Origin of the sequence: Rhizobium sp. BK491 (assembly GCF_014194925.1) — a bacterium.
In the GTDB taxonomy this organism is placed as follows: domain Bacteria; phylum Pseudomonadota; class Alphaproteobacteria; order Rhizobiales; family Rhizobiaceae; genus Rhizobium.
Genome location: NZ_JACIAR010000004.1, coordinates 398,570 through 420,562, shown reverse-complemented (window position 1 = coordinate 420,562; position 21,993 = coordinate 398,570). Strand labels below are relative to the sequence as shown.

At 61.0% G+C, this 21,993-nt stretch carries 16 protein-coding genes; 13 read left to right on the top strand and 3 right to left on the bottom strand.

The features are described from left to right. The first annotated feature begins 89 nt into the window (after positions 1 to 89). The 4 genes from FHX05_RS20270 to FHX05_RS20255 are packed head-to-tail and all read left to right on the top strand — an operon-like array spanning position 90 to position 3,935. Positions 90 to 869, top strand: a complete 780-nt coding sequence (locus tag FHX05_RS20270; protein WP_112608902.1) for an ABC transporter ATP-binding protein — start codon at positions 90 to 92, stop codon at positions 867 to 869. A 7-nt stretch (positions 870 to 876) separates the two neighbouring features. Continuing rightward, positions 877 to 1,800, top strand: coding sequence for an ABC transporter permease (locus FHX05_RS20265; protein ID WP_183874470.1), 924 nt, complete (start codon positions 877 to 879; stop codon positions 1,798 to 1,800). 19 nt (positions 1,801 to 1,819) lie between these two features. Further along, positions 1,820 to 3,067 (top strand): kynureninase, encoded by a 1,248-nt coding sequence (gene kynU, locus FHX05_RS20260; protein ID WP_183874084.1) that lies wholly within the window; start codon positions 1,820 to 1,822, stop codon positions 3,065 to 3,067. Positions 3,068 to 3,104: 37 nt separating this feature from the next. Then, on the top strand, positions 3,105 to 3,935 hold the full coding sequence (locus FHX05_RS20255) for an alpha/beta hydrolase (protein WP_183874083.1): 831 nt from the start codon (positions 3,105 to 3,107) through the stop codon (positions 3,933 to 3,935). A gap of 80 nt (positions 3,936 to 4,015) precedes the next feature. Here the strand turns inward: FHX05_RS20255 and FHX05_RS20250 are convergent, their stop codons facing one another. The 3 genes from FHX05_RS20250 to uxuA all read right to left on the bottom strand — a co-directional run bounded on the left by FHX05_RS20250 (position 4,016) and on the right by uxuA (position 8,041). After that, the gene (locus tag FHX05_RS20250) at positions 4,016 to 4,447 is read right to left on the bottom strand and encodes a glyoxalase/bleomycin resistance/extradiol dioxygenase family protein (RefSeq protein ID WP_112335739.1); all 432 of its coding nucleotides are present in this window, start codon (positions 4,445 to 4,447) and stop codon (positions 4,016 to 4,018) included. 156 nt (positions 4,448 to 4,603) lie between these two features. Then, positions 4,604 to 6,676 carry a bifunctional diguanylate cyclase/phosphodiesterase gene (locus FHX05_RS20245; RefSeq protein WP_183874081.1) on the bottom strand — a complete coding sequence of 691 codons (2,073 nt, stop codon included), beginning with the start codon at positions 6,674 to 6,676 and terminating at the stop codon, positions 4,604 to 4,606. A 186-nt stretch (positions 6,677 to 6,862) separates the two neighbouring features. Further along, positions 6,863 to 8,041: a mannonate dehydratase gene (uxuA, locus tag FHX05_RS20240; RefSeq protein WP_183874079.1), complete on the bottom strand. Its 1,179-nt coding sequence runs from the start codon at positions 8,039 to 8,041 to the stop codon at positions 6,863 to 6,865. Between the two features lie 114 nt (positions 8,042 to 8,155). Between uxuA and FHX05_RS20235 the strand changes: the two genes are divergently transcribed. From FHX05_RS20235 to FHX05_RS20195, 9 genes are all read left to right on the top strand, one after another. Further along, the gene (locus tag FHX05_RS20235) at positions 8,156 to 8,857 is read left to right on the top strand and encodes an FCD domain-containing protein (protein WP_112608888.1); all 702 of its coding nucleotides are present in this window, start codon (positions 8,156 to 8,158) and stop codon (positions 8,855 to 8,857) included. Between the two features lie 28 nt (positions 8,858 to 8,885). After that, on the top strand, positions 8,886 to 11,354 hold the full coding sequence (locus tag FHX05_RS20230) for a glycoside hydrolase family 2 protein (RefSeq protein WP_183874077.1): 2,469 nt from the start codon (positions 8,886 to 8,888) through the stop codon (positions 11,352 to 11,354). Positions 11,355 to 11,529: 175 nt separating this feature from the next. Further along, a complete protein-coding gene (locus tag FHX05_RS20225; protein WP_183874075.1) occupies positions 11,530 to 14,790 on the top strand; it encodes a cellobiose phosphorylase in 3,261 nt (1,086 codons plus the stop codon). A gap of 153 nt (positions 14,791 to 14,943) precedes the next feature. Next, a complete protein-coding gene (locus FHX05_RS20220) occupies positions 14,944 to 15,600 on the top strand; it encodes a DUF2161 family putative PD-(D/E)XK-type phosphodiesterase (protein WP_183874073.1) in 657 nt (218 codons plus the stop codon). Between the two features lie 261 nt (positions 15,601 to 15,861). Continuing rightward, entirely contained in the window at positions 15,862 to 17,364 is a 1,503-nt protein-coding gene (locus FHX05_RS20215; RefSeq protein ID WP_183711644.1) for a DegQ family serine endoprotease, read from the top strand. A gap of 278 nt (positions 17,365 to 17,642) precedes the next feature. Further along, entirely contained in the window at positions 17,643 to 18,272 is a 630-nt protein-coding gene (locus FHX05_RS20210; RefSeq protein WP_183711642.1) for a DnaJ domain-containing protein, read from the top strand. A 227-nt stretch (positions 18,273 to 18,499) separates the two neighbouring features. Continuing rightward, positions 18,500 to 19,996 carry a lipopolysaccharide biosynthesis protein gene (locus FHX05_RS20205; RefSeq protein ID WP_183874071.1) on the top strand — a complete coding sequence of 499 codons (1,497 nt, stop codon included), beginning with the start codon at positions 18,500 to 18,502 and terminating at the stop codon, positions 19,994 to 19,996. A gap of 72 nt (positions 19,997 to 20,068) precedes the next feature. Beyond that, positions 20,069 to 20,884, top strand: a complete 816-nt coding sequence (locus FHX05_RS20200; RefSeq protein ID WP_112335750.1) for a galactosyl transferase — start codon at positions 20,069 to 20,071, stop codon at positions 20,882 to 20,884. Between the two features lie 36 nt (positions 20,885 to 20,920). After that, positions 20,921 to 21,991 (top strand): acyltransferase, encoded by a 1,071-nt coding sequence (locus FHX05_RS20195; RefSeq protein ID WP_183874069.1) that lies wholly within the window; start codon positions 20,921 to 20,923, stop codon positions 21,989 to 21,991. Positions 21,992 to 21,993: the final 2 nt, after the last annotated feature.

Genomic DNA, 21,993 nt, shown 5'->3' with positions numbered 1-21,993 from the left:
TAGGCGGCATCCTCTACTGCATAATTCCTTTCCATGGCGGCGTCAGGGATGCCGCCATTTCATAACCCTATACCGCAGGGGAGGCACGGATGCTGGATATCAAATCCGCGCGCAAGGTTTTCTATAAAGGCCAGCCCGACGAGAAGGTCGCGCTCAATGGCCTGACGCTCTCCCTCAAGACAGGCGAATTCGGCGTCGTGATCGGCTCGAACGGCGCCGGCAAGAGCAGCATGCTGAATGCGATTTCGGGCGCTCTCAGCCTCGATTCCGGTCAGATCCTCATCAACGGCAACGACGTCACCGGCATGCCGGTCCACAAGCGCGCCGCGCGGCTTGCCCGCGTGTTCCAGGACCCGATGAAGGGCACCGCTGCCAGCATGACGGTCGGCGAGAACATGCTTCTCGCGGAACTGCGCGGCAAGAGCAGAGGATTTCGTCCCGGCCTGAATGCGGCCCGCCTCGCCGCCTACAAGGAGCGCCTGGCCGTGCTTGGTCTCGGCCTCGAAAACCGGCTGGATACCAAGGTCGAGCTGCTTTCGGGCGGCCAGCGCCAATCGCTATCCCTCATCATGGCAGTCGGCGGTTCGCCCGACGTGCTTTTGCTGGATGAACATACGGCAGCACTCGATCCGCGCACCGCCGATATCGTCATGCAGGCAACGGTGCGCACGGTCGAGGCGCTCAAGCTGACGACATTGATGGTGACGCACAACATGCAGCACGCCGTCGATTTCGGCGACAGCATCATCATGCTCGATGCCGGCCGCGTCCATCTCGAAATTACCGGGGATGGCAAGCGACGCATCACGGTACCCGAGCTGATCGGCCACTTTGCCGTCAAGACCGACCGCATGCTGCTGGTGAGCTGAGATCATGATGGACTTCATTCAGACAACCGTTTCGAGCTTCGTCTCGCTCATCCCGGTCACGCTGGCCCAGAGCTTCATCCTGAGCTTCGTCGTCCTCGGCATCATGATCCCGTTCCGGATGCTGAGCTTTCCGGATCTGACCAGTGAAGGCGCGTTTCCGCTCGGCGGCTGCGTCTGCGGCATTCTGCTTGCCGCCGGCGTCGCACCGCCCCTTGCTATTGCCGTCGCCTTCGTCGTCGGCCTTGCCGCCGGCTGCTGCACGGCCTTCATTCACCTGCGCTTCCGCATTCATACGCTGCTCGCCGGCATCCTGATGTCGACGATGCTTTATAGCGTCAATCTCGGCATCATGGGCAAATCGAACCTCTCCGTCTTCGGCTCGCCGACTGTGTTCGACTGGGTACCCTTCACGACGCCGGGCTTTCCCGCGAGCAAGATCGTCATCGCCGGCCTGCTGGCCATTATCGTGTTGATCGCCCTCAATCTCTATTTCAAGACGGAAAAGGGCACAGCCATGCGTGCCGTTGGCTCCAATCCCGACATGGCCGAGGCGCAGGGCATCAATGTCTGGGCGGCCACCATCGGCGGCGTCGGCATCGCCAGCGCCTTTTCAGCCGCAAGCGGTGCGTTGATGGTCCAGTCGCAGGGCTTTGCCGACGTCAACATGGGTATCGGCATCCTGATCAACGGTCTTGCCGCGCTCATGATCGGCGAAGCCTTTACCGGCAAGCAGACCGTGTTGCGTCAGCTACTGGCGCCCTTCGTCGGCTCCATCATCTATTATCAGCTGGTGTCGCTGTGCCTTGCCGCCGGCATGCCGCCGCCGAACCTGAAGCTCGCAACCGGCCTGTTCGTGCTGATCATGCTGGCGCTGCCGAGCATCCGCCGCAGCCGCGGCGGAGCTGCCGCCCGAGAAACCATTCGCGAATAGATTACGAGGCAACGACATCATGGATAGCCTTCCCGATCTCGCCGCCGTCGAGGCCATGGACGAGGCCGACCCGCTGCGCGTATTCCGCAGCCGCTTCGCCCTGCCCGCCGGCGTCATCTATCTCGACGGCAATTCGCTCGGTGCAGCCTCGCACGAGGTCTTTGCCGAAGTGCGTCAGGCCGCCATGGAGGAATGGGGCAACGGCCTGATCCGCAGCTGGAACAGCGCCGGGTGGTTTCATCTGCCGCTGGAGCTCGGCGACCGCGTCGGCCGGCTGATCGGCGCCGCCGAAGGCCAGACCGTGGTCACCGACTCCACCTCGATCAATATCTACAAAACGCTTCATGCGGCGCTCGCAATGCGACCAGGCCGCAACGTGATCGTGGCAGAGGGCGACAGTTTCCCGACCGATATCTACATGGCCGAAGGCGTCCTTTCGACGCGCCCCGGCATCACGCTCCGCCTTGAGGGCCGTGATGCCAGCACCATCGAGGAGCTGATCGACGACAGCGTCGCCGTCGTGCTCGTCAATCACGTCAACTACAAGAGCGGCGAGCTGCGCGACATGGTGGCGCTGACGAAGCGCATCCAGGCGGCGGGTGCGCTCGTCATCTGGGATCTGTGCCACAGCGCCGGCGCTCTGCCGGTCGATCTCGACGGTGCGAATGCCGATTTTGCCGTCGGCTGCACTTACAAATATCTGAATGGCGGCCCGGGGGCGCCGGCCTTCATCTATGCGGCGAAGCGTCATCACGCATCGATCGTTCAGCCGCTCAGCGGCTGGTGGAGCCACGCTCGCCCCTTTGCCTTCGAACAGAGCTTCGACGGCGATGCCGGCATCAAGCGTTTCCTCTGCGGCACCCAGCCAATCCTGTCGCTTCGGGCTCTGAAAGGGGCGCTCTCCATCTGGGACGAGGTGGACATGGAAGCCTTGCGCCGGAAGAGCATAGCGCTGACCGATCTCTTCATCCGCTTGGTCGAAACCAAATGCGGCCAATATGGTGTCGAGCTCGAGACGACGCGCGACAGCGAGAAGCGCGGCAGTCAGGTGTCCTTCATCCATAGCAACGCCTATGAAGTCATGCAGGCGCTGATCGAGCGCGGCGTCGTCGGCGACTTCCGCGCCCCGTCGACATTGCGCTTCGGCTTCACGCCGCTCTACGTCTCATATCGCGACGTATGGCGTGCTGTGACGGTGCTCGAGGAAATCCTGAGCAGCGGATCATGGAAGGACGCGCGTTTTGCGGTGCGCGCGGCCGTGACCTGATCTACAGGCGCCGTTAGCTGGAGAGAGGAAGCTGAACATGAGCTATTTCCGGGTCACCGATTGGGACGCCGCCTATACCAACGGCGCTTATATCGTCGACGGCGATCAATGGCCGGCCGCCTGGGTCGAGCCGGCTAAGTCTTTCCGCGACAGGCTAACAACCGCGGGACGCGCAAAACTCGATCTGGCCTATGGTCCTGCGGAGCGCAATCGCTTCGATCTCTTTCTGCCCGAAGGCCGACCGCAGGGATTGGTGGTCTTTGTCCATGGCGGTTACTGGCTGCAACTGGACAAAAGCTACTGGTCGCACCTGGCGGCCGGCTCGATTGCCAGAGGATACGCGGTCGCGATCCCGTCCTACACGCTTTGCCCGGAAAATCGCATCGCCGGGATCGGCAAGGAGATTTCAGCCGCGATCACGGCAGCGGCCGAACTCGTCAGCGGCCCCATCATCCTGACGGGCCACTCGGCCGGCGGTCAGCTCGTTGCGCGCATGATGACGACGACATCGCCACTCAACGAGGCTATCCGGGAGCGCATTCGGCATGTGCTTGCCATTTCCGGCCTTCACGACCTGCGGCCGATCATGAGGCGCAGCATGAACGAGCAGCTTCGCATCGATGATGCCGAGACAAAGGCCGAAAGCCCGGCGCTTCTGGAGCCGGTCGAAACCGTCCGCCTCACCTGCTGGGTTGGAGGTGCCGAACGCGCCGAATTCGTCCGCCAGAATGCGCTGCTTGCCAATATCTGGACAGGACTTGGCGCTGCCACTGAGGTGGTGGTGGAGCCCGACAAGCATCACTATTCAATTCTGGATGGCCTGATGGAGGCCGAACATCCGCTGACGCAGGCATTGCTAGCCGAATAACGTCTTCGCAGCCGGACAAAAGAGGTGCCCTCGGCGCTATCCGCACCGAGGGCATTCCGTTAGCCGCGATTGAGATAGTGTCAGTTATTGACAGGCGCATTCATTGCCCAGGCGACGCCGAACGGGTCGCGGAGCTGGCCCCAACGATCGCCCCAGAACATCACCTGCGGCTCGACGACCACTTCGGCGCCGGCATCGACGGCACGCTGCCACCAGAAATCGAGGTCATCGACGACGAGCTGCATCGTGAAGGACTGCGGCTTTTCCAGCGCATGGCCATATTCCGGAAAAGCGTCGCCGAGCATGACCGAACTGCCGTTGATATAGAGATGGATGTGCATGGTCCGGCCCTTTTCATCGACCGGATACATGAAGGCCTGTTCGGCACCGAAAGCGCGCTTGTAGAATTCGGCGGCCTTCACAGCGCCGTCGACGGTCAGATAGGCTACGACGCCGCCGCGAACCGGCACGCGTGGCTGCTGGGACTGCGTCTGATCTGCTGCATCGGTCATGTTCGTCTCCTTGGGAACGGTTCTAGGTGTCGTGCCCTTTCAATGGGCTGTTCCAAGGACGTTGGCCGATCATCCTTCCCGACAACCGGCGCCGAATTTTTTCGATTATTCTCGCGCGCCCGTTCCAGACCTCGGCGGTCATCCATGCGCTGGCATTCAGGCGCGCATAAGCCGGGCGGGGCGGGCTTCGCTTAGAATTCGCGCCAGGGCATCCTCGCGTGACATTGGTCGCCCGAGCAGGAAACCCTGCACTTCGTGATAGCCTTCGGCCCGCAATTTCGCCAATTGCGCCTCCGTCTCGATGCCTTCGGCCAAGGTCACCGCATTGAAGCCGGAGGCAATACCGACAACGGCCCGCACGATGGCAAGATTGCCGGGATCGGCATCCATGCCAGCGACGAAACTGCGGTCGAGCTTGATCTTGTCGAAAGAGAAGGAACGCAGGTAGCTGAGCGAGGAATAGCCCGTGCCGAAATCGTCGATCGCGATGCGAATGCCAAGCTCTTTGAGGGCACGCAGCAGCGACAGGCTTTGCTCGACCTCGGAAAGCAGGATGGATTCCGTGACCTCGATCTCCAGGCGTCCGGGGCAGAGACCTGTTTCGCTCAACGCCGAGACGACCGTGGCCAGCAGGCTCGCATGCCGGAACTGATAGACGGACAGGTTGATGGCCACTTTCAGATGTTCCGGCCACGCCATGGCGGTCCGGCAAGCTTCCCGCAGCACCCAGTCTCCGATCGGAACGATCATCCCCGTTTCCTCGGCGACGGGGATGAATTCCGCCGGCGCGATGAGCCCCCGCTTGGGATGGCGCCAGCGGATCAGAGCTTCGAAGCCGGAAAGAGCGTCTCCGTCCAGCCGGATGATCGGCTGGTAATGGAGCTCGAATTCGTCGTTCTGCAACGCCTCACGAAGCTCCAGCGTGAGCTGATGGCGCCGTTCAGCTTCAAGCCGCATCTCCGTCTGGTAGAAGCGATAGGTTGAGCGGCCACTTGCCTTGGCGGCATAGAGCGCCAGATCTGCGTCCCGCATCAGCACATCAGCATCGTTGCCGTGCTCCGGCGCCATGGCAATACCGATGCTGCAGGTCACGTGTTCCCGGACGCCATCGAGATCGAAGGGTGCCGAGAGCGATTGCAACAGCAGATCGGCGAAGCGCCGGGCTCGCCCAGCATCCGTCATCCGCAAAACCAGCGCGAACTCGTCGCCGCCCAGGCGCGCGACCAGATCGCTCCTCTCGGCAAGCTGCTGGAGGCGTTCGGCAACCTGGCGCAGGAGCATGTCACCGGCGGCATGGCCCTTGCTGTCGTTGATATGCTTGAAATGATCGACATCGATGTAGAGCAGCGCGATTGGCTTTTCCAGCCTCGCAGCCGCCACCTGCCGTACGATGCTCTCGGAAAAGAACGCTCTGTTCGGAAGGCCGGTCAGGGAATCATGCATGGCAAGATGCGCAAGCCGCGCCTCGACGCTGCGCTCCTCGGTCACATCCTGGGAAATGCCGAGAACATAGCGCGGCGCTTGCCCTGACGGGGCGGGAAGCGCCCGCTTCGCTGTCTTCAGAATACGCAACATGCCATCCACAGTGTGAATGGTTTCCTCGAAGTAGACGGTTTCGGCGGTTTCGAAGGCAAGCTTGTCCTGCTCCCGGAAAAGCGCCGTCTGTTCATCGGAGAATATCGCCCGATCCGACTTGCCGATCACATCTTGTGCTGCGTGCCCAGCGATAGCGCCGCATGCCTCATTGAAGAGAATATAACGGCCGTCCCGCTCCATATCCTTGACGAAGACGCCGACGGGGAGATTGTCGACGATGCTGTCGAGCAGCGACTGGGTGGCATCGACCTGCCGCCGTGCCGCATTAACCTCGGTACGGTCCTGCACGATCGCCAGGATTGCTATCTTGCCGTCGAAGCGGATCTCCCGCCCATAGGTCAGAACCTCGAATGTATCGCCATCCGCCTTCAGATGCGTCCAGCGCTGCGCCGTCTCGATGTCGGTGCGGTGGTGCACGGCATCCAGCATCCGCTCGCGCTCCATAGATGGCCTGATATCGAGCACGGTCATGACCGCGAAATCCGCGTCGCCATAGCCATAGAGGTCGCGGGCCGCATCGTTGACGATCAGAAACTTCAACGTCTGCGGATCATAGACCCACATCGGCGACGGATGTGTCTTGAAAAGCGACCGAAAATCGTCGTTCGGGGCGTCGGGCCAAACGGAATTCATAGGAAGGTCGACCTTGCCAATTCGAGTTTGAAGATTAGCGAATTGGATATTGATAGACGAAAAAACTAAATAAAATCAAAATAGTAACGAGATTAAACTTTAGGCAAAAGCCTATCGAATATGCAACGACAGGCTTTATTCCCTTCGTCCCGTTTCATCGATATGGGACCGCAAATGCCGTGAGGTTCAAAGCCCCGCCTTGTCGATCGCATGGATGACGCCGTGCAGCTCGCCAAGACCTTTCAGGCGGCCGATGAGGGAATAGCCGGGATTGGTCGGCTTATCGATATCATCGCCGATCAGATGTCCGTGGTCCGGCCGCATCGGGATCACATGATCCTCCCGGCCTTCTTTGCGGCGCCGCGCCTCCTCCGTGAGCAATGTGCGCAGAATGGCATACATATCGCTGCGCCCCTCCAGATGCGAAGCCTCCACGAAGGAGCCATCCTCTTCGATCGCAACGTCGCGCAGATGCGCGAAATTGATGCGGGAGGCAAATTCGCGGGCGATCGCCAGCACATCATTGTCGGCACGAGAGCCGAGAGAACCGACGCAGAGCGTCAAACCATTGGCGGCATGATCGACATTGCCGAGGATGCGGCGCAGATCCGCTGCCGTTGAGACGACGCGCGGCAGGCCGAAGAGCGAAATCGGCGGATCGTCGGGATGAATGGCGAGACGGGCGCCGAGTTCCGCGGCCACCGGCACGACTTCCTGTAAGAAGGCTTCTAGATTGGCCTGGAGATCCTCGGCCGTCATGCCGTCGAAGAGGGCGATGGCCGAGCGGATGGCGTCACGGCCATAGCTGTCCTCGCCGCCGGGAAGGCCCGCGATGATGTTATTCTCCAGCCGTTGCACGGCCTCCGGCGAGAGCCCCTTCAGCCGCTCCTCGGCGCGCCGCAGCAGGTCCGGGGCATAGGTTCGTTCCGCATCCTTCCTGCGCAGGACGAAGACGTCATAGGCAACGAACTCCACCATGTCGAAACGCAATGCGAGCGCGGTGGTCGGCATCTCGAAGCGCAGATCCGTGCGCGTCCAGTCAACGACAGGCATGAAATTGTAGCAGATGGTTTTGATGCCGGAGCGGGCGAGATTAACGAGGCTGTCCTTCCAGACACCGATCGCAGTTTTCGCCCCTGCCCCGCCGAGCTTGATCGCGCTCGGAACGGGGATCGATTCACACACGCTCCAGCGCAGCCCCGCCGCCTCGACCAGCGCCTTTCGCGCTTCGATTTCGGTCGGCATCCAGACGCGCGAATGCGAGACTTCATGCAGCGCCGTGACGATGCCCGTCGCGCCTGCCTGGCGCGCATGCAAGAGCGGAACGAGATCCTTCGGGCCGAACCAACGCCAGCAGCTTTCCATATGAAGTCTCCTCCATTTGTCGGTCAAAATATCCTTGAAAAGCAAAATGTCTACTGTCGTACGACGGTTGACACCTCTTATTGACCAACAATATGGTCCGATAGCGGAGGAGAGATGGTGGCAGATATCGCTGATATCGAGGATAGGGGTTCGGCGGTCGATCAGGTGGTCGACGCGCTGCGACGGCTGATGCGCGAGCGCAATCTCGGTCTCGGAGACGCTCTGCCCTCAGAAGCCGAGCTCGCTTCCATGTTCAATGCCAGCCGCAATACGGTGCGCGAAGCGATCCGCATCCTGAAGGCCTATGGCATTGTCGAAAGCCGCCAGAAGGTCGGCGCGGTGATTACGGATCGCCGCCAGCAGGCGCTGATGGAGCTTTTCTCTTTCGCCATCGACATCTCGGCAGAAAGCTTTCTCGATATCCAGGGATTTCGTCGCCTTATCGAGGTCAATCTCAGCGATCTCCTATTCGACGCGCTCGATGAAACCGCAATCAAAAGGCTGCGCTCCATCAACGACGCGATGAAGGCTGCATCGACATTGGCCGAGGGTGCGGAACTTGACTATAAGTTTCATGCCGCCCTTGTCGGCTTCGCCGGCAATCAGACCTTGTCACAAGTCTATGGCATTCTACAGCCATTGTTGCAGCGGCTCATGGAAGCGGGCAAACGCTCACGCGAGGCTGTCGACAGCGCCTATCACGAGCATCGCGCCATCATCGAAGCGTTGGAACAACGGGATCGAATCGCCTACGCCTATCACATGAACCGCCACCTGCAGGCGGGCCTGCAATTCATCGCGCCAAAGGCTGTTTGAGGCATCCCTTGCATCACGGACATATGACATGAAAAGACAGACGCTCGACACCGGCTGGACCATCTCGCGCCTTCGCGCGCCATCAAGTGCACCGGCCCTGCCCAATTCGATCCCCGCGACGGTGCCGGGCAACGTGCATCTCGACTTGATGGCAGCGCAGCTGATCACCGATCCCTATCTCGACGTCAACGAGATCTCGCAGGACTGGATCGGTCGCGCCGCCTGGCGTTACCGCCTGGCTTTCGATTGGGATGGCGAGGATGCCGAGCGCATCGATCTCTCATGCCTCGGCCTCGACACGGCGGCGCGCGTGGAGCTGAACGGCAGCTTGCTCGGCGAAACCCGCAACATGCATCGCAGCTACCGCTTCGACATCGGCGATCACCTGAAAAGCGGCCGTAACGAGCTGATCGTCGACTTCCAATCCGCCTATGAACATGGCGAGGAGGTCCGCAAGCAGCTCGGCAGCGCCGCCGATATTCCCCAGAATTATCCCGGTCCGAGCAATCTCATCCGCAAGATGGCCTGCAATTTCGGCTGGGACTGGGGTCCGACCGTTGTCACCTCGGGCATCTGGAAACCGATCGTTATCGAGAGCTGGTCCAAGGCTCGTCTCGGCAGCATTCGCCCGGAAATCACCCTGCAAGGCAACCAGGGCGTCGCGCGCCTGCATGTCGAGGTCGAATGGGCCGACAAGGGCACGGACAGCGTGGCGCTCGTGCTCTCCATCGGCGGCAAGCGCGCGGAAGTGCGCGTCGCGCAGGGCGAGACCCACGCGCTCATCGAATGCCGCATCGACAATCCGCAGGTCTGGTGGCCGCATGGCATGGGCGGCCAGCCGCTTTACGATCTTGATCTGCGGCTGCTCGGCTCGGACGGTGCGGCCCTCGACGGCTGGAAGCGGCGCGTCGGCTTCCGCTCCGTGCGGCTGGATACGACACCGGACGAGATCGGCTCTGCCTTCACGCTCGTCGTCAACGACGTGCCGGTCTTTGCGCGCGGCGCCAACTGGATCCCCGATGATTGCTTCCTGCCGCGCGTGACGCGCGAGCGCTATCGCGAGCGGATCGCCCAGGCCCGCGATGCCAATATGAACATGTTGCGCGTCTGGGGCGGCGGCATCTATGAGACCGATACGTTCTACGAGGAATGCGATGCCGCCGGCATCATGGTCTGGCAGGATTTCCTCTTTGCCTGCGCCACCTATCCCGAAGAGGAGCCCGTCTACAGCGAGATCGAGGCGGAAGCGCGCGAGGCGATCGCAAGGCTCATGCCCTACGCCTCTCTGGTGATCTGGAACGGCAATAATGAGAATATCTGGGGCTATTTCGACTGGGGCTGGCAGGATGTGCTCGGCAACCGTCCCTGGGGCGCCGGCTACTATCTCGACCTCCTGCCGAAGCTGGTGGCCGAGATCGATCCCACCCGGCCCTACTGGCCGGGCAGCCCCTATTCCGGCTCCATGGAGATCGCGCCGAATGCCGATGAGCACGGCTGCAGGCACATCTGGGATGTCTGGAACGAGGTGGGTTATGAGACCTACCGCAGCTATATCCCCCGCTTCTGCTCCGAATTCGGCTGGCAGGCACCGCCGACCTTCGCAACGCTTGCCCAGTCCGTGCGCGAGAAGGATCGCGCACCGGCTTCTCCTGCCGTCCTGCATCACCAGAAGGCAACCGGCGGCAACGACAAGCTTCTGCAGGGGTTGGAAGGCTGGTTTCCCCACCCGCAAAATTTCGACGATTGGCTCTTCGTCACGCAGCTGAACCAGGCGCGCGCGATCAGCTTCGGCATCGACCATATGCGCTCGCATCGGCCAACCTGTATGGGCACCATCGTCTGGCAGCTTAACGATTGCTGGCCGGTCACCTCCTGGGCGGCAATCGATGGCGCTGGCCGGAAGAAACCGCTCTGGTATGCCTTGAAGCATAGCTATGCGCCGCATCTGCTCACCATCCAGCCGCGCGGTGATGGCTTGGCTGCGGTCGCCGTCAACGACGCAACGCTGTTCTGGCGCGTGCCCTTCACGGTCGAGCGTTTCGATTTCACCGGCAAGCTGCTCGCCCGTCATCACGTCTGGCGCATCCTGTGCGATCGTTTCGAAAATACGGATATCGAGATCCCGGCCGAGGTCGCGACCCCAAACGATCCGCGCCGCGAATATCTGCGCGCCCGCCTCGGCGACGCGGAAGCGTGGTGGTTCTTCGAGAAGGATATGAAGCTGCAATATCCGCAGCCGCGCTTTGACGTCGAGAGCGTCCAGACGGTGGACGGTGTTGCAGTCACCATCACGGCGCAGTCGTTCCTGCGGGATGTCTGCCTGTTCGTCGATCGCATCAATCCGAATGCCGAGGTCGACGACATGCTCGTCAATCTCGCGCCCGGGGAAAGCAGGACGTTCCAGACCAAAGGCATTTCCAAGGAGGCCTTCGACGATGTCGATCTTTCGGCAATCCTTCGCACGGCCAACCAGGTTGCGGAGCTTCCAAATCACTGAAACCGCGCCTCCGTACGCGAAAAGATCCGGCGCGTTGCGCCGGATCTAGGCCTATATTTTCCGTATGCCGTCACAAAAGATTGCGCTGGTGAATGGCGAATTGCCTCCTATGATCGGACGGCGCCTTGTGATCTAGTGCCCCTCATCCGATCCATGAATCAGCGAGATCACGCTTATGTCCTCGGACACCAATCGCAGCTTTCAGACGCCCCGCCGCGAAGAACTTGGCCTCATCACCCTCAGCAATACCGCCGGCCTTTCGGCTTCGGCCCTGCCGAACGGCACGCTGTTTTCGATCGACTTTGCCGACCAGCAGGGCGGCGTCATGATCAATCAGGTCCTCGGTTCGCCCGTCTATGGCGGTATCGGCCGGCTCTATCTGCGCATCGGCGGTGCGAAGCCGGCGACTGCGGAAATCGTCGGGCCAAAGGCTGCCGTGCAGTTCGGCCATGGCAGAAACGGCTTTTCGTGGAGCGGCGAGACGGCCGGTGTGAAGCATACGGTCAGCCTGCGGCTGCACCCGAACAAGACCGCATGGTTCTGGCAGGTTTCGTTGGAAAACAGCACCAATGCGACGCTTTTGGCCGACCTCGTTCTCGTTCAGGATGTCGGCCTCGGCGATCGCGGCTTCCTGATGAACAGCGAAGCCTATGCCTCGCAATATATCGATCACCACATTGCCGATCATAGCGCCTTCGGCCCTGTCATCATGGTCAGGCAGAACCTCAAGCAGGGTGGCGGGCGAAATCCGTGGCTGGCGCAGGGCTGCCTCGAAGGTGCGGCGGCCTACGCGACCGATGCAATCCAGCTCCTCGTGCCGTCCAAGGGCAATGATGGCGTCATGGTGCCGGACTTTGGCACCAGCCTGCCCAGCGCGCGCCGCCAGCACGAGGTCGCCTGCCCGACAATACAGTCGAAGCCGCTTGCGCTCGCCGCCGGTGCTAAGGCGACCACGACCTTCTTCGGCCTCTTCGTTGCCGATCATCCGGCCGCTTCCAGCGACGCCGATCTTGCCAATCTCGATAGCCTGCCGGCGCTTCAAAGTGAGCTGGCAGCGGAGACGATATCCGTTGGACAACCGGTGCGCAGCCTCGTGCAGGACGCGCCGCTTGCCGAAAGCGACGATCTGGATCAAGCCGCGATCAATACGCTCTACCCCCAGCGTATGCTGGAAGAACACGCCGACGGGAAGCTGCTTTCCTTCTTCGTGCCCGACGGGCCGCATAACAGGCACATCGTGCTGCGCGAAAAGGAGCGGCAGGTAGCGCGCCGCCATGGCGCCATCGTCCGCAGCGGCCAGAACATGCTGCTCGATGACCAGACACTGGCCGCCACCTGCTGGATGCAGGGCATCTTCGCGGCGCAGCTGACCATCGGCAACACGTCTTTCCACAAGCTGTTTTCGGTCTCGCGCGATCCCTACAATCTGACCCGGTCGAGCGGCCTGCGCATCCTCGTTGATCTCGGCGATGGCTGGTGCCTGCTTGGCGTGCCTGCCGCCTTCGAGATGGGTCTCAGCGATACGCGTTGGATCTACCGCCTTCCCGGTCGAACCATCACTGTATCGGCAATCGCCTCCGGCGACGACCCGGCGATGCAATGGAGCGTTTCCGTAGAGGGCGCCGCCTGCCGCTTCCTCGTATTTGGCCATATCGTGCTTGGCGAACGTGATTACGAAGCCGTGGCGAACATCGCAGTCGATGCGGCCGCCAAGCGCATCTCTTTCCGGCCGCAGCCGTCCTGGCTGTGGGACCGGTATCCGAAGGCTGGATACCATCTCGTCACCTCGACCCCGGATGCGTTCGAAGCCGTTGGTGGCGATGAACTGCTCTATAACGACGGCAACGCCCGCAATGGCCCATTCATCGCTCTGAAATCGCATCCGACGAAGGAATTGCGCTTTGCCGTCACGGGCTCGATGACCGATCCGGACGCGGCGGAAGCCCTTGCCGCGCGCTACAGCGCCGGTGTCGAAAGCGAAGAGATGCTGGCGCCGGCGCGCCGCTTCTGGAGCCATGTGACGCGGGGCGCGCGCATCGAGGGTGATGGCCGAGATGTCGCGGCGCAGGCCGTGATGCTGCCCTGGATCGCGCATGACGCCATTATCCATCTGAGCGTACCGCATGGGCTCGAGCAATATACGGGGGCTGCCTGGGGCACGCGCGACGTCTGCCAGGGGCCAATCGAATTTCTGCTTGCCTACGAGCATGACGAAGAAGTCCGGAAGATCCTTACCACACTCTTTTCCGAGCAATACCGCGATCGCGGCGACTGGCCGCAATGGTTCATGCTGGAGCCCTACGCCAATATCCGCGCCGGCGAGGCGCATGGCGATATCGTCGTCTGGCCGCTGAAGGCGCTCTGCGATTACATCGAGGCGACCGGCGACTTCGCCTTCCTTGCCAAAATGGTGCCGTGGCGTGCCGATGACACGATGCAGCTGACATCGGAGCACGCGACGATCTCCGATCACATCGAAAAGCTGCTGGACACCGTGCGCAGCCGCTTCGTGCCGGGCACGAGCCTGATCCGCTACGGCGAGGGCGACTGGAACGACAGTTTGCAGCCGGCCGATCCGCACCTGCGCGACTGGATGGTCAGCAGCTGGACCGTATCACTCCTGTACGAACAGCTGGTGCGCTACGCCAACATCCTGACGCTCGCCAGCCGCAATGAGGAAGCGCAGTCGCTACAGGCGACCGCCGCCGCCATGCGCGCCGATTTCAACCGTCTCCTGATGCGTGACGGCATCGTTGCAGGCTACGGCGTCTTCGATCCGAGCCATGACGGCGTCGAGTTGCTGCTGCATCCGGAGGACACGCGAACTGGCCTGCATTATTCGCTGATCGCGATGACGCAGCCGATGATCGGCGGCCTGTTCACGCCCGATCAGCGCCATGCCCACATGAAGCTCATCCGCGAGAACCTGCTGTTCCCGGATGGCGTGCGGCTGATGGAAAAGCCGGCAACATACTCCGGCGGTCCGGAGAAGCTGTTCCGGCGGGCCGAATCCTCCTCCTTCTTCGGCCGCGAGATCGGGCTCATGTATGTGCATGCGCATCTGCGCTACTGCGAGGCCTTGGCGCTCGAAGAGGATCCGGAGGCCGTATGGGCGGCACTCGCGCTCGCCAATCCGATTGCCGTCAGCGGCAGGGTGGAACATGCGTCTCTGCGCCAGCGCAACACCTATTTCAGCAGCAGCGATGCGGCCTTCGACGACCGCTATCAAGCATCTGCGGAATGGGCGCGCGTCAAGGCGGGCGATATCGCCGTCGATGGCGGCTGGCGCATCTATTCGAGCGGCCCCGGCCTTTACACTAAGAGCCTGATCGGCAACGTCTTCGGCTTCAAGCGGCAATTCGGCGAGCGTATCCACAAGCCGTTGTTGCCGGCCTCCATCGGCGCCTGCGAGGTAAAGCTGGATTTCACGGCCTAAGCCAATCGTGAACAGAAAGGGGTCGCGTCGCCGGCCCCTTTTCAACCGGCGAACAGTTGGCTTCGCCGCAGGAGCTGCCCTCGCACCTCTATCGACCGTCTGGTTAACCGAATCGGCTAATCTCGTGCGGATGTGCAAAGCCCGGAGGCGGATTTGGAAACGGCGCTCTATCTCCCGATCAAGTCATTTCTCGAAGCGGCCGGCTATGCGGTAAAAGGCGAGATCGGCGGCTGCGACCTTGTCGGCCTGACTGATGGCGAGCCGCCCGTCGTCGTCATCTGCGAACTGAAGATGACCTTCAACCTCGAACTCGTCCTGCAGGCGGTGGATCGCGCTGCTGCCAGCGACGAGGTCTGGATCGCCGCCCGCGTCTCGGCAAAGGGCAAGGGCCGGGAAGGCGATCGTCGGTTCCGCGACCTTTGCCGAAGGCTGGGCTTCGGCATGCTGACCGTCTCGGACAGCGATGTCGTCGACATCGTCGTCAGCCCCGTCGCGCCGATGCCGCGCAAGAATGCGCGGCGCAGGTCACGCCTTGTGGAAGAGCATCGCCGGCGCAAGGGGGATCCGGCCCTAGGCGGCAGCACGCGCAAGCCGATCATGACCGCCTATCGCCAACAGGCCCTTGCCTGCGCCGCTGCCATCGAAAACGGAGCGCAACGCCCGAAAGACATGCGCGAAGCAGCACCGAGGGCCCCGCAAATTCTAAGAGATAATGTCTACGGCTGGTTCGAACGCATCGACCGCGGCATCTACGCTTTGACAGAGCTTGGAATAGAGGCCCTCAAGCGTTGGCCGGCAGCGCAGCTTTAAATATGGAGAATTTCCGGTCGCTCAACATTAAATTCATGTAATATCTTAACATTCCGCAATACAAACATGATCAATATTTAATTTGTAAAACACAATTGGCGGATCATATTAACACCAAGCGCCAATTCAAATCTATACTTTGCTTCCCGTAGTAAAAACGGGAAACAAAGTCGCTCGCAAAATTGACGCGGACCAATCGAAGCCCGTCCCCGGTATGGACGAGCCGCCAAACCGCCAACGATCTCGCAAGGGACTTTCGCCATGCCTTCTCTTCTCCGCAAACATCGCACAGCCGCCATCGTCGGTGCCGCTATCATCGTCGGCGCCGGCGCATTGCCTTTTGCCTTCAGCACATCCGCAACCGTCGCCTCGGCCGCCGAACCGGCCGGCATCATCGCACCCGGCGGCTCCTTCGCGCCGATCGTCGATGCCGACAAGCCGGCCGTCGTCACCGTCACCACCACCATGAAGGCGACCGATACCAGCGCCGACGGCAGCAATTCGCCGATGGACGAGCAGTTCCGGCAATTCTTCGAAAACCAGGGTATCCCCTTCCCGAAGCAGATGCCGCGTCAGCAGCAGAGCCAGCGCGCCATGGCGCTCGGTTCCGGCTTCATCATCAGCCCGGATGGAGTCATTGTCACCAACAACCACGTCATTCAAAACGCCGTCGACATCAAGGTGACGCTTGATGATGGCACGGAGCTGCCGGCCAAATTGCTGGGCGCAGATGCCAAATCCGACCTTGCCGTTCTGAAGATCAACGCGCCGAAGCCGCTGGCGACCATCGCCTGGGGTGACTCCGACAAGCTGAAGCTTGGTGACCAGATTCTCGCCATAGGCAATCCCTTCGGCATCGGCACGACCGTCACAGCTGGCATCGTCTCGGCGCGCGGCCGCGACCTGCACAGCGGCCCCTATGACGACTTCATCCAGATCGATGCCCCCATCAACCACGGCAATTCCGGCGGGCCGCTGGTCGACCGCGAAGGCAATGTCGTCGGCATCAACACCGCCATCTACTCGCCGAACGGCGGCAGCGTCGGTGTGGGCTTTGCCATTCCCTCTGCCGAGGCCAAGGCGATCGTCGCGAAGCTCGAGAAGAACGGCTCGATCGATCACGGCTATCTCGGTGTCGCCATCCAACCGGTGACCTCGGATATCGCCAATGCCATGGGCCTCTCGCAGACCCAGGGTGCGCTCGTTGCCAGCGTCAATGACGATACGCCAGCCGCACGCGCCGGCATCAAGAGCGGCGACATCGTCACCGCCGTCGGCAACGAGAGCGTGAAGACGCCGAAGGATCTGTCGCGGCTGGTCGCCGATCTCTCTCCCGGCGACAAGCGTTCCATCACTCTGTGGCGCGACGGCAAGAGCATGGACGTCAATGTCACCATCGGCGGCAATGACGGCAATAAGCAGGCTGCCAACGACGCTGGCGACGGCAAGGTCCAGCCCTCCAACCAACCGAGCATTGGCGTCGGCCTTGCCAACCTCACACCGGATGTGCGTGAGCAGTTGAACCTGCCGCATGGCGTCGAGGGCGCCGTCGTTGCCAGCGTCAATCCCGAGAAGCCCGCCGCCGCGGCCGGCATCCAAACCGGCGACATTATCGTCTCGGTCAACGATCAGCCGGTCCACAACGCCCATGAGGTGCAGACGGCCGTTGCCAAAGCCGGCAAGGATGGCCGCAAGTCCGTCCTGCTCCTGATCGAGCGCGACGGTAACAAGACCTTCGTCGCCGTGCCGTTCTCGGCCGCTTAAAAAATCCGGAGCATTGAATGATCGGCCCGCCTCCAGCAACGGAGCGGGCCGAATTTGTCTTGTTTCGCCGTCTCCACGTGGCCTATGTCCTGAACGCCGCCTTTCCACAACGGAAACCTTTCCGTTTTTGACACCTGACTCTTTTTGTCCAAACTCTGCCTTTGTGATGGTACAAATAGCGCCGGAGCTGATTGAAACGATCGGGCGGGAAGTTTAAACCGCTCCGGCGATATCAGCGGCTAGGCCTAAAACAGGAATAAGTGGCGGCAGGAGTTGGAGTGACTGATCCCTACGATATTCTCGGCGTTACGCGCGATGCGGGCGAAGAGCAGATCAAGGCAGCTTACCGCAAGCGCGCGAAGGCAGCCCATCCGGATTCCGGCGGCGATACCGAGGCTTTCGCGCGGTTGCAAAAGGCCTACGAGCTTCTTCTCGACCCCGTACGGCGCAAGGTGTTCGACGATACCGGCTATGATGTCGAGCTGACCGATGCCGTCGACCTGCAGGCACTGGTCGCGATCGAAAAGCTGATTACCGAGGTCGTGCTTGACGAACGGGAACCTGGTACCTTCGATCCGGTCGCCAAGATGCGCGCGAGCCTTCTGGAAGAAATTCGCAAGGCGAATTTCAGCAAGAGCGAGCTCGAGCGACACTCCAATCGCATCGGCCTTCATTTAGAGCGGCTGGGCAAGCGTCCGGGCAAAGACGTAGTCGGCCACATGCTGCGCGCCCGCATCAAAGCGATCGCCACCGCCATCAGCGAAACGGAAGCAAAGATCGGCGCCACCGAACGCGCCTGCGACATGCTCGAAGGCTATCTTTACGAGATGAACGAGCCTCAGGAAGAAGCGGAAACGGCTGCCGAGATCGAATGGGACGAGCCAAGGGTCCGCTCGGCCGCGCAGTAGAAGCTCACTTTTTCACTGCTCGGAAGAGGCAAATTTCGCGTTTGCCTTGATCGCCACATCACTTTCAGCAACGCAATGTTGCAATGCAACAATTTTCCCTGGACAAATCGAGGGGCTGGCCTAGATCATGCATCCAGCACGCCGTCCTGCTTCATCGGGCGACGGCGAAGCGGCAATGGCGGGCGCCGTGTTTCCGGCATTCGCCGAAGGTCTAAAAACGGCGAGGTATGCGTTTGCTGGCTTCCGAAGCGGATGAAGTCGTCTTTGAACATCTGAGCGAGAATCGATCGCGGGCCGCATTGAGAGGCGCCTTCTGGTCGGCGTTGGACACGTTGATCCCAACGGCGCTCAACAGCCTGGTCTTCGTCGTCACCTCGCGTTTTCTTCTGCCCCAGGATTTCGGCCTGGTCGCGCTCGCCTTCGCCATCGTCAGTTTCGCTTCCGGTTTCGGCCCGACGGCCTTCGGCGAGGCGTTGATCCAGCAGAAATCCATTCGGCGCAGCCACCTCGATACTGTCTTCTGGCTATCCTTCGCCTCCGCGGCGATCCTCTATGCCGCGCTGTTTCTGCTTTCCCCGTTTCTCGCCCATTGGGTCGGACATGACAACATCGTCAAGCTGCTGCTGATCATCGGCCTGAAAATCTTCTTCGACATGATGATCATCGTGCCAAACGCCCTGATCGGCCGCACGATGTCCTTCCATCTCGCAGCTGCCCGCACGGCGATCGCCACCACCGTTTCGGCGACGATCTGTCTTGCGCTGATCTTCGCCGGTTTCGGGCTATGGGCGCTTGCAATTGCCCAGATCGCAGCTCCCGCTGCTGCCTGTATTGCCGCATTCTGGGGCGCAAGATGGCTGCCGGGTTTCCGTATCAAGCTCTCGAGCCTGCGCGAATTGCTGCATTACGGCATCTTCGCCTCGGGCAACCGATTCCTCCAGACCATGAATCTCGACCAGCTGATCATCGGCACGCTGGTAAGCCCGGCCGCTCTCGGTATCTATAATTTCGCTCGGCGGCTCTACGAGATGCTCAACAATGTCGTTGCGGGCGGGCTGAATTCGGTCAGCCACGTGCTGCTCTCCTCGCTGCAGCATGATAAGGACAAGGTGCGCGAAGCCTTCCTCATGGCGACCTTCGGCTGCTCGCTGGTGTCTTTCCCGGCCTTCATGGGGCTTGCGGCGGTCGCCGACGATGCCATTCCGCTGATCTTCGGACCGCACTGGGCCGCCGCCATCTGGCCGGTTCGTTTCTTCTGCGTCATTGGCCTGATGGCCGGTATCGGCATCATCCAAGCCTCCCTTATCACCAGCCAGGGCAGATCCGACTGGTGGTTCTACTATCAGCTGGTGCGCAACGTCGTCTCGATCCTCACCGTGCTCATTCTTCACCAATACGGGGTGACAGCCGTCGTCTTCGGTCTCATGCTCGGAGTGGTGATGCTCTGGCCGGTGACGCTATGGATGGTGTCGCGATTGATCGGTCTCAGCATCGCGGAATATTTCGGTCAGTTCCTGAGGCCCATCGCCGCCTATCTCGGCATGCTTGTCGCCGTGCTGGCAATCTCGTCGGCCCTGATCAACCAGCCCCTGGCAGAACGCCTTATCTGCGAAGTCCTGGTCGGTGGCCTCGCCTATTCGGCCCTCATCCTTCTCCTATGCAGGGAAAGGGTCCTCTTCCTCGTGCGAACGACGCTGCAAGGCCGTCGCGCGAAGGCACAGTAGCAGTCGTCGCGAACAAGGACGGAAAAGGCTCATTCCATCTCGCGATAGAATACCAAGTCGGAAAGGCGCCTCATGACACTGGTTACGTTCATCATTCCCGTTCGCCATCAGGCCAATTCCAATGATTGGCCGGCGCTGAAACGGCGGCTGTCGCAAACGATTGCATCGATCGCCGGGCAGTCCAACAAAAACTGGCGCGGCGTTGTCGTCGCCAATGAAGGCGCCGATCTGCCGGATCTGCCGCCGAATTTTACGGCAGAACGCGTGACCTTCCCGCCGAACCAGCTCCACGATATCAACGGCGCCGATCGCGAGAAGGTCTATGATGCATTCCGGCTGGACAAGGGCCGCCGCGTCCTGAGCGGCATGCTATCCGCGCGGGATACCCGTTTCTTCATGATCGTCGACGACGATGATTTCGTCAGCGCCAACATCGTGGATTTCGCGGCTGGAAATAGCGATGCCAACGGCTGGAAAATCAACCGAGGCTATCTTTGGAACGAAGGCGGCAGACTGCTTATGCATCACAACGACTTCGCCAATTATTGCGGCACGTCGCTGATCATTCGCTCCGATCTCTATCGCTTGCCGGCGACCTTCGAGGATGCGGAGATCGATTATATCAAATCCATGCTCGGCAGCCACGTGCGCATCGGCAAGCTGCTGGCCGACGCCGGCTCTCCGCTCGGCTCGCTGCCCTTCCGCGGCGCGATCTATCGGGTCGGCCATGCCGGCGCCCACAGCAAATCCTCCAATCTCATCAGAACCCATTTCCTCAACCGATCGGTGCTGACAAGTCCCCGCCAGTTCCTGGGCAACCTTTCGCGGGTACGCCCGCTCGATCGCAACCTTAGAAACGAGTTCTTCGGCGCGCGGGCCGCCGGATAGCTTAGGCGTAACCTTTCCCCCCATGAGGTTCGATCAATGCCGGCTGATACAACGAGACATAGATATGCCGCCCTGGATGCGATGCGCGGGTTGGCGGCATTCGCCGTCGTCGTCTATCACCTCGACAGGCCCTATGCGCCTTCGGCCTATATCGCGGTCGATTTTTTCTTCGTGCTCAGCGGCTTCGTGATTGCCAGGGCCTATGGTGAAAAACTCGCGAGCGGCATGACCGTGCTGGCCTTCATGAAGGCTCGCTACGCGCGTCTCTATCCGCTCTTCCTGATCGGCAGCGTCTACGGCCTTGTGCAATTGCTGCTGCGCTGGCAGGCATCCGGTGTCGGACGGGCCGATCTTGCCGCGAGCATCCTTACGACCATATTCATGCTGCCTTCGCCAAGTTTTCTGACGCGGTCGGCGGGCGACATCTTGGCGCTTTATCCGCTGAATGGCCCCGCCTGGTCGCTGTTTTGGGAGCTGCTGGCCAATCTCATATTCGCGCTCGTGCTGTTCAGATTGAAAACGCGGAGCCTGATCCTCCTAGCCGCCGCATCTCTGGCGCTGCTGATCGGCTCCGTCTTCCTGCACAAATCGCTCGATCTGGGCTGGGAATGGCACTCGGTGGACGGCGGCTTTGCCCGCGTCTTCTTTTCCTTCACGCTCGGAATGATCATCTACCGGCTTCGAAACAGCACCGCGATTGGCTGGACCATGAACAGCTATGCCGCCCTGCTGCCCATTGCGGTGATCTTAATCTTGCTGTTTCTCCCCACATATTCGCTGAAATATGCGCTTGTTTTCTGCATCCTGATCTCGCCGCTCATCGTCCTTGCCGGCACGATGCTGGAACTGCCAGAGAGGCTGCAACGGCTCGGTATCTTTCTCGGCTATCTCTCCTATCCCATCTATATGTGCCATCGCGGCTTCACTGAGATTTACGGGCATCTGATGCGCGATACCCACTTGCCGCAGCCCGTCTACGTCGCGATCTATCTCGTCGCGATTTCCATCATCGCCCTCATCTCGGCCAAGCTGGCGGAAATCCTGGTTCGCTATATCGGCGCCTCGAAAGGCGCTCACAAAGGCATTGAAGCCAGCCAACGCGGCTGACT